The organism is Acidimicrobiia bacterium, assembly GCA_036271555.1.
Lineage (GTDB): Bacteria > Actinomycetota > Acidimicrobiia > IMCC26256 > PALSA-610 > DATBAK01.
In genome coordinates this window covers 17,278-32,111 of sequence record DATBAK010000039.1, presented here as the reverse complement: position 1 = coordinate 32,111, position 14,834 = coordinate 17,278, and the positions used below count along the sequence as shown (strand labels likewise).

Genomic DNA, 14,834 nt, shown 5'->3' with positions numbered 1-14,834 from the left:
CGAGTGTGCAAGCGGGTGCGAAGTCACGCCGTGGCGGCAGCGGAACGGTCGAATCGTACCCCAGCGCCGGTGGAAAACCTGCGATCGAGCCCAGCGCCGGGGTCGGCGGGAACGGCCGGGATCGGCGGAGCGGCGCCGTTCTCGGCGCGCGGTGACGGTCACGGTTCCTCGCGGCGACGGCCGGTAGCCTCCGACGCCGGTGAGCGTCACGAGCGACGAGCGAAGCGAGCGAGCGACCTCGCCCGGTCCCACCCCGCGTGCCGGAGCCGCGGGCGCGACCGTCGGCGCCGCGCCCTGGTGGTTCGAGCAGGCCCTGATCGTGGTCTGCGCGACGGTGGTCGCCTGGGGCGCCGCGGGCGTGTTCCTCGCCGACAACGGCGAGTACCGGCTCTGGCGGGCCGCGATCCTCGGCTCGATCGGCACGGTGTTGGCGATCGGGTTCGCGGCGATGCGCACGCGCCCGGTCGACCGGGTGGAGCCGTCGTCGCGGTCCGCGATCGCGATGGTGCTCGGCGCGGGCGCGGTCGGCCTCTGGAACGCCGCGCACGCGGGGCATCACATCCTCGGCGACCGCGATCCCGGCATCTACACGCAGGCGGGCAAGTGGATCGCCGAGCACGGCAACCTCGTCGTGCCCGCGGGCGCGGGCTGGCCCGCGAACGTCTCGCACCTCGTCCTCAACTCGGGCGGTACGTACAACGAGGCCGGTCGCACGGTGCAGTTCCAGTTCGCGCACTTCCTGCCCGCGTTGCTCGCGGAGGCGCAGAACATCGGTGGCGACGGCCTGATGTTCCGCACGAACGCGTTGCTCGGCGCGGCCGCGTTGCTCGTGCTGTACGCGGTCGGGTGTCGCCTCTGTCGACGGCCGTGGCTCGTCGTCGCCGCGGTGATCGGGTTGGGCGTCTCGATCCCCGAGATCAACTGCGTGCGCGACACGTTCTCGGAACCGTCGACGCAGTTCGTGCTCTGGACCGGTATCTGGCTCATCGCGATCGCGATCGAAGCGCGATCCGGTTGGCGGCACCTCGGTGTCGCGGTGCTCGGCGGCGCGGCGCTCGGCGCCGCGATCCTCACGCGCATCGACGGTGTCGCGTACTTCACGTTCGTACCGCTGCTCGCGGTCGTCGGCTGGTTCGCGCGACGCGGTTCCGAGCGCCATCAGCTGCTCGTGACCTACGCCGCGATCGCGGTCGGCGCGATCCCCACGATCGCGATCGGCACGATCGACGTGCAGCGGCACGCGGGCAGCTATTACCACGACCTGCATCACAACGTGATGTCGCTGTACGCCGCGTGCGCGGCGATGACCGTCGTGTCGGTCGTGGTCCTCGTCGTGTGGCCGCGGCTCGGTGGCATCCGCACGTGGATGCTCGAACGCCGCTCGCTCGGCGCGTCGGTCGCGGGATGGGTCGCGGTGATCGGGATGGTTCTCGCGTGGTCGGTGCGGCCGTACCTCCAGAAGCTGAAGTGGCCGGCGGGTCCGAGCTCGCAGCCGTACATCAACTTCAACACCGTGCTGCAGAAGCGCGAGGGGCTCGCGATCAGCGGACTGCGCACGTACGGCGAGCACTCGGTCGTGTGGTTGTCGTGGTATCTCGGACCGATCGCGCTCGTGCTCGCGATCGTCGGGCTCGGCTTCCTGATCAGCCGCGTGATCAGCGTGCCGACGCCGAGCAGCGCGGTCGTGCTGCTGATCGCGGGCTCGCTCGCGGCGGAGTACCTGTGGAACCCCCACGTGAACGGTGACCAGCCGTGGGCGATGCGGCGGTTCATCCCGTCGGTGCTGCCGCTGTGCGCGCTGCTCGCCGCATTCGGCCTCGGGATCCTCTGCGACGCCGTGAGCGCCGCGCGGCCGACGTTCCCGATCGGCACGGTGGCCGCCGTCGGCGCGCTCGCGCTCGTCGCCTTCCCCTTCGGGCGGACCATCCCCGTTCGCGATCTCAGCACCGACGCGAACTATTCGGCTGCGATCCGCAGGATCTGCGCGACGGTGGGACCGAAGGCGGCGATCCTTGCGATTCCACCGCCGCTCGGCACGGTGTACACGCAGAGTCTGCGCGACTGGTGCGAGATCCCGGTCGCGGGGCTCGACGCCGCGATCGACCCCGCCACGCTGCAGACGATCGCGCAGCGTTGGAAGGCGCAGGGCCGGCGGCTCTGGATCCTCGGAAACACACCGAACGACGTGCGCGGTGCACTGCCGTCGGCGGCGCCCGTGCACGTCGCGACCGCGTGGTCGTACCACGAGGTGGAGATGACGCTCGAGCGGCCGCCCGGTGAGTACGTGCCGAAGTCGGTCGATTTCTGGGGCGCGCCGGTCTGATCGTGCGATGAGCGCATGAGTGGCACGAGCGGCGAGCGGAGCGAGCGAGCGATTTCGTCGACTCCAGTCCCGCGTCACGGAGCGGCGAGCGCGACCACGACCGCGAATCGCGCGCCGTGGTGGTTCGAGCAGTCGTTGATCGTCGGGTGCGCGACGGTCGTTGCGTGGGGCGGTGCGGGGGAGCTGCTCGCGTACCGCGGCGACTACACGCTCGCGCGCGCCGCGATCCTCGGATCGATCGGCACGCTGCTCGGCGTCGTCATCGCGGTCGTGCGCGAGCGGCCCGTCGATCGCGCGCGGGTGTCGCCGAAACCCGCGATCGCTATGGTGTTGGGCGCGGGCGCGGTCGCGCTGTGGAACGCGGTCTACGCGGGCCATCACGTGGCCGGCGATCGCGATCCGGGCATCTACGCGCTCGCGGGGAAGTGGATCGCGAAGCACGGCAACCTCGTGGTGCCCGCCGGCGCGGGCTGGCCCGCGAACGTGTCGCAGGTGCTCCTTCATTCGGGCGGCACGTACGACGCGCCCGGTCGCACGGTGCAGTTCCAGTTCGCGCACTTCCTGCCGTCGCTGCTCGCGGAGGCGCAGAACATCGGCGGCGACGGGCTGATGTTCCGCACCAACGTGCTCCTGGGCGCGGCCGGCCTGCTCGCGTTGTTCGCGGTCGGCTGCCGGTGCTGCTCGCGGCCGTGGCTGGTCGTCGCCGCGGTGCTCGGTCTCGGGATCACGATCCCGGAGCTGTACACGGTGCGCGACTCGTTCTCCGAGCCGTCGACGCAGTTCGTGCTCTGGAGCGGGATCCTGCTCGTGGTGATCGCGTTCGAGGCACAGGGCCGGGTGCAGCGACGGCATCTCGGTGTCGCGCTGTTGGGCGGTGCCGCGCTCGGCGCGACCGTGATGACGCGCATCGACGGCGTCGCGTATCTCGTCTTCGTCCCGCTGCTCGCGGCCGTCGGTTGGATCTCGCGCGCCGATGATGCGAAACGGCGGCAGCTCCTGCCGATGTACGCGGCCGTGCTCGTCGGCATCGTGCCGCCCGTCGCACTCGGGACGCTCGACGTGCAGCGGCGCTCCGCCGGCTATTACGCCGCGCTGCGACACGACGTGCTGTCGCTGTGGGCCGCGTGCGCGGCGATGGCGGTCGTCGGACTCGTGCTCGTCGCGGTCTGGCCGCGCAGCGGCGCGCTGCGCGAGCTCGTCGCGCGTGAACGCGCGCGCGTGGCGAACGTCGTCGTCGGGGTCGCGGTCGTCGGCCTCACGCTCGCGTGGGCCGTGCGACCGGCGGTGCAGAAGCTGCGCTGGCCGTCGGGCCCGAGCTCCGCCCCCTACATCGACATCAACACGCAGCTCCAGCGGCAGGAAGGGCTGCTGATCGACGGGCTGCGCACCTACGGCGAGCGCTCGGTCGAATGGCTGTCGTGGTACCTCGGACCGATCGCGCTGCTGCTCGCGATCGTCGGGCTCGCGTTCGTGCTGGCCCGGCTCATCCGTGAGCCGACGCCCGCGATCGCGGTGCCGCTGCTGATCGCGGGCTCACTGTCGGCCGAATACCTGTGGAGCCCGCACGTGAACGGCGACCAACCGTGGGCGATGCGACGCTTCGTGCCCGCGGTGCTGCCGCTGTGCGCGCTGCTCGCGGCGATCGGTCTCGCGCGCGCATGGGACGGCGTGCGGATCGCGAACCGGCGCGCCGGGCACGCCGCGTTCGCCGGCGTCGCGGTGCTCGCGCTCGTCGGCTTCCCGTTCGGCCGCGCGATCCCGGTGCGCGCGCTCACGATCGAGGACGGCTTCCCCGCGGCCGTCGAGGCTCTGTGCCGCGGGGTCGGGCCGAACGCCGCGATCCTCACCGTGCCGCTCGACGTCCACACCGTCTACACGCAGACGCTGCGCGACTGGTGCAACGTGCCGGTCGCCGGTCTGGCCGCGCCCGTCGACGCCTCGGTCCTGCAGGCGCTCGCGCGGTCGTGGCAGCGCCAGGGCCGCCGGCTCTGGCTCGTCAGCGACTCGGAGGTCGGCGTGCGCGGTCTCGCTCGACCACCCGAGGAGCTCGGCGCGGCCGACAGCATCCACGAGATCGAGATCACGCTCGCGCGTGCGCCGGAGCAGTACGTCTCGAAGACCGTGACGTTCTGGGCCGCGCCGATCGCGTGAGCGGGCCCTCGTCGTCGCCGCGTCGCCACGCGAGAGCGCGCGTTCGGGGCGCGTCGTCGGCCGACCGGCGCGCGCCCACGACGTGGATGCACGTTTCGTGCCGATAGCGAAAACGGCATACCGGCACGACGTGGAAACGGGGCTCGGTCGTGCCGGACCGGCGCGCGGAGGTGCGGGCGGAGCGCGTGCGACGCGGTCGGCCGCTCCCGAGCCGTTCTGAACCGGAACGAGCCGCGGATGAGGTTCAGCCGGCTTCGGCGCGGGCCGCGGCGAGGACGTCGGCCACGGTGTCGTCGATCGTGCGCGTCGGCTGCCACCCGGTCGCGGCGACCAGGCGCGTGACGTCGGCGACGAGCATCGGCACGTCGGCGGGACGCGCGAGCGCGGGATCGGTGCGCGTCTCGATCGCGCGCGTCGACATCCCGAGCATGCGGTCTGCGACCTCGCGCATCGTGAAACCGATTCCACTACCGACGTTGTAGACCTCGCCCGGCTCACCGCTCGTCATCAGCGAGCGATACGCGCGCACGATGTCGCGCACGTCGTTGACCTCGCGGATCGCGTCGAGGTTGCCGACCGCGACCGTATCGACACCCTCGCGTTCCGCCTGCGCGATGCGGTGCGCGAGCGCGGGCACGAAGAACCGCGGCGGCTGGCCGGGACCGGTGTGGTTGAACGCGCGCACGCGGACCGTCTCGAGCCCGCTGCCGAGGAACGCCTGGAGCGCGATGTATCCGGCCGCGACCTTGCTCGCGCCGTAGGGCGAGACCGGATTGAGCGGCTCCTCCTCGGTGATCGGCGCGGTCGCACGCACGCGTCCGTACTCCTCGGCGCTGCCGACGACGAGCACACGCGTTGCGCCGGCGCGGCGCGCGGCGTCGAGCACGTTGAGCGTGCCGATCACGTTCGTCGTCATCACGAGCTGCGCCGCGCCCCACGACTCGCCGACGTGGCTCAGCGCCGCGAGGTGGTACACGACCTCGGGCCGGTGCCGTTCGCAGTGCTCGATCGCGCTCTGCGGATCGGTGATGTCGAGGCCGTCGTCGCGGTCGAGGCCGACGGCGTCGTCGCCCTCGGCCTCGAGGTGCGCGATGAGATGGCGACCGACGAACCCGCTCGCTCCGGTGACGAGCGCCTTGCTCACGCGCTCGTTCCTTCGCCGGCTCCCCTTCGGGTCGCCGACTCGCGCACTCGGAGGCGAGCCTCGACGCCTTCGGTCGCGTGGGACCGGCCGGAAAGGAGCGAGCGCAACGTCATGCTCCGGCCTGGGTCACGAACGCCGACGCCTGCGCGAGCCGGTACGCCTCCATGTGACGCTCGATCGACCGCTCCCACGTGAAGCCGGCTGCACGCGCCGGACCCGCGGTGCGCAGACGGGCCGCGGTCTCGGGGCACAACGCGTCACGCAGCGCACCCGCGAGCGAGTCGACGTCGCCGGGCGTGACCGCGAGCGCAGCGTCGCCGACGACCTCGTCGAGCGCGGAGCCGGTCGTCGTCACGAGCGGCGCGCCGCACGCGAGCGCTTCGAGCGCGTTGAGGCCGAAGCCCTCCGCGAGCGAGGGGTACGCGACGACCGCGGCGCGTCGGAAGAACGGCGCGATCGCGTCGTCGGGCAGGTACCCGGGCCGGAAGACGCGCGTCGACACGCCACTGGCCGCGATCGCGGCGCGGACCTGGTCGGATCCCCAGCCGTCGGCGCCCGCGATCACGAGCCGCAGCTTCGGGTGCTCGCGAGCGACACCGGCGAACGCCTCGACGAGGTTCGGCAACCCCTTGCGGGGCTCGATCGTGCCGGTGAACGCGATGTACGGCGCACGGATGCCGTGCGTGGCGAGGACGGCGTCGTCGGTCGGGCGCACGGCGTCGTTGAAGCGCTCATGGTCGACCCCGTGCGGCGCGACGACGATCGGCCCGGTCGGCAGCGCGACGCGGCGCAGGCGCTCGCGGGTGTCGTCGCTCACCGCGACGACGACCGCGGCCCGGTGCACCGCGGCGCGGATCATCGGTCGGAAGAACGCGACCTTGCCGCGCTCGTGCCACTCCGGGTGCTCGAAGAACGTGAGGTCGTGCACGGTGACGACCGTGGGGACCGCAACGCGCAGCGGCATCGTGTAGTGCGGTCCGTGCCACACGTCGATGCACAGACCGCGTGCGAGCGCCGCCGCGCGCGCCTGCTCCCACACGAGTCGCGCGGGCCGTCCCGCGGGCACTTCCGCGAGCACTCGAGCGCGCGGCGCGAGCTGCTCCCAGCGCGTGGAGTCGCGCTGACGGCAGAGCAGGTGGAGCTCGATGTCGTCCCGCTCGGCGAGGTGCGCCGCGAGGTTCAGCGTGTAGTAGCCGGCGCCGACCGGCCGGTCGGGAACCGCGGAGACGTCGAGCAACAGGCGCACGACGAGCGAGTCTAGGAAGGCGGGGTCCTGAAATGCCGCTTTTGCGCCGCGCTCATGGTCGCGCTCGCTGCGGGTCCGGGATACCCGGCCCGCGGTCGCTCGCCGCTCCGGGACGCCGCATGGGAGGGAGTGAGATCGTGTGCTCGCTCCGCTCGCCCGTTCACCCGGCGCGCCCCATCGCTTCCGCGTAGACCTCGGCGTGGCGGGCGGCCGAGCTCGACCAGCTGAACTGCGACGCCCGCGCCGGGCCGCGGCGGGCGAGGTCGGCGTGCAGATCGTCGTCGTCGAGGATGCGGCCGAGCGCGTCGGCGAAGGCCTCGACATCGCCGGGCTCGCAGAGCAGCCCTGCGTCGCCGACGATCTCGGCCATCGCGCCGCCGCCCGAGGCGACCACCGGGCAGCCCCGCGCCATCGCTTCGGCCGCGGGCAGGCCGAAGCCCTCGTAGGTCGACGGCAGGATGCACGCCCGTGCCCGCCGGTAGAGCGAGTCGAGGATCTCCCACCGCACGGGGCCGAGCCGGCGCACCCCGGGACGGTCGAGGCCGCCGACCTCGCCCCATCCCGGCGGGCCGACGATCACGAGGGTCACATTGCGGGTCGCGCGCAACCGGCTGATCGCGTCGGCCGCGACCCCGAAGTGCTTGCGTGGCTCGACCGTGCCGACCGAGAGCACGAACGGCGAGCGCACGCCGATCATCCCGACGAGCGTGTCGACGAGCCCGTCGGCGAGAGGCTCGGGGGGATCGCAGCCGAGCGGCGCGACGCGCACCCGGTCGGGCGTAAAGCCTTCGAGCAGGAGCTCGTCGTGCGTGAACAGTGAGGGCGCGATGACGAGCTCGGCGTGCTCCCGCGCGAGATCGAGACCGCGCCGGTGGAACGCGATGCCGCGCCGCGTCGTGACGCGCGGCAGGCGGACGAACGCGATGTCGTGCACGGTGACGACGAGCGGTCGGCCGCGCACCGGTGGGATCGCGAGGCTGGGCGCGTGCACGAGGTCGGCGTGCACGCGCACCGGCGGCATCTGCAACCGGTGCCACAGCTCGTAGCGCGCGCTGCCGTGCGGCCAACCGAGGTCGACGTAGCGGACGGACGCGGGCAGGCCGCCGGGGCGTGCACCCGCGGCGAACGCGGTGACGTCGACTCCCGACGCCGGCAGGTGCCGCAACATCGCGCGCGCATAGCGGCCGATGCCTCCGGGCACCGGCTGCAGTAGCTGGCCCGCGTGGAGCGCGACCCTCACGACTCGGCGAGCCGGCGGTAGAGCGAGGCGAGGCCGTGCGCGGTCTCGACCCACGAGAACCGGCGCGCCTGGTCGTGGCCGAGCGCGATCTGCTCGGCGCGGCGTGCGTCGTCGGCGACGAGCGCGGCGAGCGCTTCGCCGAGGGCCTGGATGTCGGTCGGTCCGACGAGCGTGGCGGCGTCGCCCGCGACCTCGGGGATGCTGCCCGCGCGCGCCGCGACGACGGGCACGCCGATGCTCATCGCCTCCAGCACCGGGAACCCGAAGCCCTCGTACAGCGACGGATACGCGAGCACGCGTGCGTGCGCGAGCAGCGCGACGCGTCCGGCGTCGCTCACCCCGCCGGTGACGAGCACGCGCGCACGCGCGGAGTCGTGGAGCGCGGCGATGGCGTCGTCGATCGCCGGACGCGCGGGACCATCGGGGCCCGCCAGCACGAGGCGGAGGTCGGGCAGCGCGGCCGCGATCGTTCCGAACGCGGCGACGAGGTAGGGCAGGTTCTTGCGCGGCTCGAGCGCGCCCATCGCGAGCACGTACGGCCCGCCCCGCACGATCGTCGCGATCTCGGGCGGGGGCGCGACCTCGGTCGTCTGCACCGCGGGAACCGCCCACGGCACCACGACGAGCCGTCCGGTTCCCGCGAGTCCCGGCCCGAACAGGTCGTCGACCTCGTCGGCGACGAACTCCGACGGCACGTGCACGACGGTGCCGCGCGCGATCGCGCGCTTCACGATCGGGAGGAACGCGCGGACCTCGGGCGTGCACAGCTCGGGGTAGCGCGCGAACGAGCAGTCGTTGATCGTGACGACGACGGGCAGCTTGCTCGGCGGCGCGAGGTAGTTCGTCGCGTGGATGACGCTCGCGGGCTTCAACCACCGGTCGAGGCGCGGTCCGTCGGAGTGCGCCCACGCCTTCAGCAGGACCGTCGCGGGCCAGGCCGGGAACCGCGTCGACGCGGGCACGTCGTCGCGGTGCTCGCGAGCCCGCCGGCTCAGCGCGTAGGGCACGAGCTCGGGCGCGGCGTCGAGCTTGTCGAACGCGGCGAGCAGCTCCGCGACCGCGTTGCCGATGCCGGTGCGCACGCCGACGAGCGGCGTGACGTCGATCGCTACGAGCGTGGCCACCGGGGCAAATCTATGGTCGCGCTCGCTGCGGGCCGGGATGCCCGGCCGGCGGACGCTCGCCGCTCCGTACGCGAGACGGCAGCGAGTCGGGTCGCTCGGTTCGCTTTGCTCGTCGCTGCGGTGGGGATCGGTGATGGCGACCAACTACCTTTCGGCCCATGGCTGAGCCGCTCGACCTCGACGGGCTGCGGCACGAGATCGACGCCGAGGTGCGCGCACGGCGCGCGGCCGGCGACTATCCGCCCGGGTTCGAGCGCGAGCTCGACGCCATCTTCGCCCGTTACGCGCCACCCGCGGCGTCCGACGACATCGAGCTCGTCACCGACGAGGCCGAGGAGGCGGCGGGCATCGACCTCGCGATCCCGACCGCGTCCGACAAGCGCGGCGGCGCGTACGTCAAGCGCGGGCTGGCCAAGGTCTTCGGCTGGTACCACGCGTTCCTGGTGCAGCAGATCGTGCGGTTCGCGGGCGCGGTCGTGGGTGCGCTCCGAGTGCTCGGCGTGCACATCGAGTCGCTCGAGCGCGCGACGGGCCACGCCGCGCGTGCGCACGAGGAAGCGACCCGCCTGCCCGTGCCCGCGCACGAGACGGATCGCGACGCGCCGGTCGTCGATGCGTTGCGCGGGATCACGGGTCGCGTGCTCGTCGCCGAGTGTGGCGAAGGCGATCTGCTCGCCACGATCATCGGCTCGGGCGTCGACGCGTACGGCGTCGAGCCCCGCTTCACGTCCGCCGACAACGCGATCGGGCGGGGCCTCGAAGTGCGTAACGACGACCTCGTTGCGCACCTGCGCGCGGTGAAGCCGGGCGAGCTCGGGGGCGCGGTACTCGTCGGAGTCGTCGACCGCTCGGCCGCCGGTGAGCTGCTCGAGCTCGTCGACCTCGTGGTCGACCGGCTCGGCAAGGGTGCGACATTGGTCGTCGTCAGCGCGGGGCCGTCGGCGCCGGTGCGCGGTGCGAGCGCGGTGAACGCCGACCTCACACCCGGCCGCCCGGTGCACCCCGAGACGTGGACGTATCTGTTCGAGGCGCGCGGCTTCGAGACGGTCGCGGTGGCCGAGTCGCCCGCGTTCGAGCCCGTCCCGGGCGACACCGTGCAGAGCAAGGTCCTCAACGAGAACCTCGCGCGGCTGTTCGGACCGGGAGCGTACGTGCTCGTCGCGCGCTCGCCGCTGCCGCTCGCCTGACGCGCATGATTGCCGTTCACCAGTTCGTCCCGACGCTCGCGCCACGCGACGCGGTGTCGACCCACTACCTGCGCGTGCGCGCGACGTTGCGCGCCGCGGGCTATTCGTCCGACATCTACGCGATGGATTCGCGCGGCGAGGTCGCGAAGGAAGCGCGACCGTTCCAGACGTTTCGCGGTGGACGCTCGGGCGAGTCGACGTGGCTCTGCTACCAGTCGTCGATCGGCTCACCGGTCGCCGACTTCGTCGCGGCGCGGCCCGAGCCGTTGATGGTCGACTACCACAACATCACGCCGGCCGCGTTCTTCGAGCGGTGGGAGCCGGGCATGGCGGTGTACCTGCGCGCGGGTCGGCGTCAGCTGCGCGAGCTCGCGCCGCGCGCACAGCTCGCGTTCGCGGACTCGTCGTACAACGCGGCCGAGCTCGACGCACTCGGGTTCGAGCACACGGGGGTCGTGCCGATCCTCTTCGACCGCGACGACCTCCACACCGAGATCGATGCCGCGACGCGCGACCGGCTGGCGCGCGAGCGCATCGAGGGCTCGTCGACGTGGCTGTTCGTCGGCCAGGTCGCGCCGCACAAGGCGCAGCACGACATCGTGAAGGCGCTCGCGATGTACCGCCGGCTCTTCGACCCGAACGCGCGGCTCCGGCTCGTCGGTTTCCCACTGTCGAAGGCATACGTCGAGGCGGTCGAGCACTACGTCGCCGACCTCGGGCTCACCGGCGCGGTCGAGCTCGCGGGCAGCGTTCCCGACGCCGTGCTCGGCGCCTACTTCGCCACGGCCGACGTGTACGTGTGCCTCAGCGAGCACGAGGGTTTCTGCGTGCCGCTGCTCGAGGCGATGCACCACGGCCTTCCGGTCGTCGCGTACGCGACCGGTGCGGTACCGGAGACGCTCGGCGCCGGCGGGCTGCTCTTGGCGCGCAAGGATCCGCTGACGGTCGCGACCGCGGTCGCGCGCGTCATGGATCCTGCGTTGCACGCCGCGCTCGTCCGCGCCGGTCACGCGCGCCTCGACGACTTCTCGCTCGCGCGCAACGAGGCCGCGTTGCTCGACGCGGTCGCGAGCGTCGCCGGCCGGTCGTGAACGCGCACCTCTTCGTCCCGTGCTTCGAGCCCGGCGCGGTCGGGCACCACACGGTGCTCGCGCGCGACGCGTTCGTGGCCGCGGGTCACCGGTCGGAGATCTTCGCGTCGGAGATCTCCGACGCGTGGGCCGACCGCGGCGTGCGGCACTACACCGAGTACGGCAAGACCGTGCCGGCGCGTGCCGACGACCGCCTCGTGTACCAGGTCGCGATCGGCTCGCCCGTCGCCGACTGGCTCATCGGTCGCAACGAGACGCTCATCGCCAACCACCACAACTTCACGCCGATCCGCTACCTGCAGGCGTGGGACCCGCCCGCGACGCAGGGCGTCGCGTGGGGCCGCCGGCAGCTGCGCCGGCTCGCCGACCGTTGCGCGCTCGGTATCGCGGACTCGCACTTCAACGAGATCGACCTCGAAGACGCCGGCTTCGGCGCGACCGTGGTGATCCCGGTGCTCGTCGACCTCGCCGCCTCCGACGGTGAGCCCGATCCGGCGGTGGTCGATCGTTTGATCGCCGCGAAGCGTGCCGGCGGGCGCGACTGGCTCTTCGTCGGGCGGCTGGCGCCGAACAAGTGCCAGCACGACCTCGTCGCCGCGCTCGTCGCGCATCGTCGCGTCTACGGCTCGCGCGATCGGCTGCACCTCGTCGGCGGCGCGACCGCGCGCGCGTACACGACCGCGCTGTCGAGCTTCGTGCACGCGCTCGAGCTCGACGACGCCGTCGACGTGACCGGCTCGGTCTCGCCCGCCGCGCTGCGCGCGTACTACCGCACGGCCGACGTGCTCGTGTGCGTGAGCGAGCACGAAGGGTTCTGCGTGCCGGTGCTCGAGGCGATGCATCACGGTGTACCGGTCGTCGCGTTCGGCGCCGGCGCGGTCGCGGAGACCGTCGGTGCCGGCGGGCTCGTGATCGCGCGCAAGGACCCGGTGACGGTCGCGGCCGCGGTCGAGCGCGTGCTGTCCGATTCGGAGTTGCGCGCAGAGCTCGTCGCCGCGGGCCGTCGACGCGCCGCGCAGCTCGACCCTTCGATCGGCCGCGCCGCGTTCGTCGACGCGGTCGAACGGGCGGGCACCCGATGAAGGTCGCCGCGGTCGTGCCGCGCTACGGGCCCGAAGTGATCGGTGGGTGCGAGACCGCGGTACGCGAGCTGTCGGAGTGGCTCGTGCGCGAGACCGCCGTCGAGGTCGAGGTGCTCACGACGACCGCGCTCGACTCGAACACGTGGGCCGAGCACTTCCCCGCGGGGGTCACCGAGCGCGCGGGCGTGAAGATCCACCGCTTCCCGGTCACGCGCGGGCGCGCGCCCGATTGCGACGCGCGCGGCGCGCCGTTGCTCGCGCGCGCGAAGAGCCTCACGCTCGAAGAGCAGTGGGCGTGGCTCGATCTCCAGGGCCCGACCGCGCCCGCGCTCGTCGACGCGGTCGCGTCGACCGATGCCGACGTCGTCGCGATCCACCCGTACCTCTTCTGGCCGTCGGTTGCCGCGCACGCCGCGGCGCGCGTCCCTGTCGTCTTCCATCCGTACGCGCACGACGAGCTGCCCATCCGGCTGCCGATCTACCGACCCTTGTTCGAGCAGAGCGCAGGCGTGGTGTTCCAGGTCGAGGAGGAACGCCGGCTCTGCGAGCAGCGCTTCGACATCGCGGCGCGGCGATCGATCACGCTCGGCCTGGGGATCGAGTCGGCGAGTGCCGGTCGCGCCGCGGACGCGGCCGCCGCGATCGGCCTCGGCGACCGGCCGTACCTGCTGTGCCTCGGGCGCGTCGACGACGGCAAGGGCGTCGGCCTGTTGGCGGACTGGTTCGCGGCGTACAAGGCGCGCCGGCCCGGTCCGCTCGCGCTCGTGTTCGCGGGACCGGTCGTGCACGCGCCCGACGCGCATCCCGACATCGTCGTCACCGGTGTGGTCGACGACGCCGTGCGCTGGGGTCTGCTGCGCGGCGCGATCGCGCACGTGAGCCCGTCGGCGAACGAGTCGTTCTCGTTCGTCACGCTCGAGGCGTGGACGGTCGGCGTTCCCGTGGTCGTCAACGGACGGTGTGAGGTGACGCGCGGCCACTGCGCGCGATCGGGCGGCGGGTTCTGGTTCGACGGCTACGCGGAGTTCGAGGTCATCGTCGACCGGCTCGTCGCGGATCCCGATCTGCGCGCGGCGCTCGCCGTGCGCGGTGCCGCGTACGTCGAGCGCTCCTACCGGTGGCCGGATCTCGCGCGCCGCTACGAGACGTTCCTCGAGGTGTGTGCGAGCGTAGGCTCGCCTGCGTGACCACGGCGAAGGATCGTGCGGTCGAAGAGGTCCGGAAGGGCCTGAGTGTCGCCGCCAACAGGTCGCGCGTCGTGCGCCTCGCGTTCGCGCGTGTCGCGAAGGAGTTGCGCACCGCGCTGCCCGACGCCACGTACGACGGCGGCTACTTCGGCGAGGGTCGCAACCCCGTCGACCGCATGGGCCTGAGCGGTTACGAGCGCTACGACCGGCACATGAGCAATGCCGACGTCGCCGCGTATCTCGTGTGGCGGTTCCTGCCCGGCGCGCAGACGCTCGACGTCGGTTGCGCGTTCGGTTTCGTCGTCGAGGCGCTGCGCGAGGTCGCGGTCGACGCGCAGGGTGTCGACGTGAGCTTCTTCGCGGTCGACCACGCGTCGCCCGGCGCGCGCGGTCATCTACGCCAGGGCAGCCTGCTCGAGCGGCTGCCGTTCGCCGACGGCGACTTCGACGTCGTCACCGCGCTCGAGACGCTCGAGCACCTGCCGCCCGACGCGATCCCGACCGCGTTGCGCGAGCTGCGGCGCGTCGCCCGCGGCTACCTGCTCGCCACGATCCCGTCGTTCGGGGCGAACGCGAACGGGCCGGGTGGTTGGTACAACGGCAAGGTGCGCGACGAACGGCTCGCGCACTACCAATCGCTCGGCGACGACTACGAGGGGCCGATCCCGTACGACGACCTCGCGGTCGACGCCGAGGGCGAGCCGCTCGAAGGCCATCTCACGATCGCGTCGTTCGGTTGGTGGACGAAGCAGTTCGAGACCGCGGGCTTCGTGCGCTGCGCGGGGATCGAGCGGCGCATCCACCCGCATCTCGCGCGCTTCGGGCTCACGAAGTACTGGTGCCTGTACGTGATGCGCGTGCCCGACGTCGATGAGCCCGACGCCGACGCGCGCACCACCGCCGACATCGACGCGCTCGAGGAGACCTGGGGCCTCAACCGCCGCCCCAACGACCCCGCCGACTTCGAGGCCGTCGCCGCCGCCCTGAGTTGACCGCGCGTCAGGCGCGTCCGACGAGCCGTGAATCCTCCGGAGCGGTATTCACGGCTCGTCAGTTGCG

The 14,834-nt window shown here is 72.6% G+C and carries 11 protein-coding genes; 7 read left to right on the top strand and 4 right to left on the bottom strand.

Annotation, left to right across the window (positions count from 1 at the left end; translation table 11 throughout):
* Positions 1-199: 199 nt before the first annotated feature.
* The gene (locus tag VH914_10685; GenBank protein ID HEX4491662.1) at positions 200-2,323 is read left to right on the top strand and encodes a hypothetical protein; all 2,124 of its coding nucleotides are present in this window, start codon (positions 200-202) and stop codon (positions 2,321-2,323) included.
* Between the two features lie 135 nt (positions 2,324-2,458).
* Entirely contained in the window at positions 2,459-4,474 is a 2,016-nt protein-coding gene (locus tag VH914_10680) for a hypothetical protein (protein ID HEX4491661.1), read from the top strand.
* A 244-nt stretch (positions 4,475-4,718) separates the two neighbouring features.
* Here VH914_10680 and VH914_10675 read toward each other — a convergent pair whose 3' ends face one another.
* From VH914_10675 to VH914_10660, 4 genes are all read right to left on the bottom strand, one after another.
* Complete coding sequence (locus VH914_10675; protein ID HEX4491660.1) at positions 4,719-5,618, bottom strand: GDP-mannose 4,6-dehydratase; 900 nt, start codon at positions 5,616-5,618, stop codon at positions 4,719-4,721.
* Positions 5,619-5,727: 109 nt separating this feature from the next.
* Complete coding sequence (locus VH914_10670) at positions 5,728-6,864, bottom strand: glycosyltransferase family 1 protein (protein ID HEX4491659.1); 1,137 nt, start codon at positions 6,862-6,864, stop codon at positions 5,728-5,730.
* A 160-nt stretch (positions 6,865-7,024) separates the two neighbouring features.
* The gene (locus VH914_10665; protein HEX4491658.1) at positions 7,025-8,104 is read right to left on the bottom strand and encodes a glycosyltransferase family 1 protein; all 1,080 of its coding nucleotides are present in this window, start codon (positions 8,102-8,104) and stop codon (positions 7,025-7,027) included.
* Positions 8,101-9,228 carry a glycosyltransferase family 1 protein gene (locus VH914_10660; protein HEX4491657.1) on the bottom strand — a complete coding sequence of 376 codons (1,128 nt, stop codon included), beginning with the start codon at positions 9,226-9,228 and terminating at the stop codon, positions 8,101-8,103. Before VH914_10660 ends, VH914_10665 begins: the two co-directional genes overlap by 4 nt.
* Before the next feature lie 158 nt (positions 9,229-9,386).
* On the opposite strand from VH914_10660, the gene VH914_10655 reads away from it, so the two are divergent.
* The 5 genes from VH914_10655 to VH914_10635 are packed head-to-tail and all read left to right on the top strand — an operon-like array spanning position 9,387 to position 14,767.
* Complete coding sequence (locus VH914_10655; protein ID HEX4491656.1) at positions 9,387-10,415, top strand: hypothetical protein; 1,029 nt, start codon at positions 9,387-9,389, stop codon at positions 10,413-10,415.
* A gap of 5 nt (positions 10,416-10,420) precedes the next feature.
* Positions 10,421-11,506, top strand: a complete 1,086-nt coding sequence (locus tag VH914_10650) for a glycosyltransferase (protein HEX4491655.1) — start codon at positions 10,421-10,423, stop codon at positions 11,504-11,506.
* A complete protein-coding gene (locus tag VH914_10645) occupies positions 11,503-12,588 on the top strand; it encodes a glycosyltransferase family 4 protein (protein HEX4491654.1) in 1,086 nt (361 codons plus the stop codon). Before VH914_10650 ends, VH914_10645 begins: the two co-directional genes overlap by 4 nt.
* The gene (locus tag VH914_10640; GenBank protein HEX4491653.1) at positions 12,585-13,775 is read left to right on the top strand and encodes a glycosyltransferase family 4 protein; all 1,191 of its coding nucleotides are present in this window, start codon (positions 12,585-12,587) and stop codon (positions 13,773-13,775) included. The genes VH914_10645 and VH914_10640 overlap by 4 nt, the downstream gene beginning before the upstream one ends.
* Positions 13,772-14,767: a class I SAM-dependent methyltransferase gene (locus VH914_10635; protein ID HEX4491652.1), complete on the top strand. Its 996-nt coding sequence runs from the start codon at positions 13,772-13,774 to the stop codon at positions 14,765-14,767. Before VH914_10640 ends, VH914_10635 begins: the two co-directional genes overlap by 4 nt.
* The last annotated feature ends 67 nt before the right edge of the window (positions 14,768-14,834 follow it).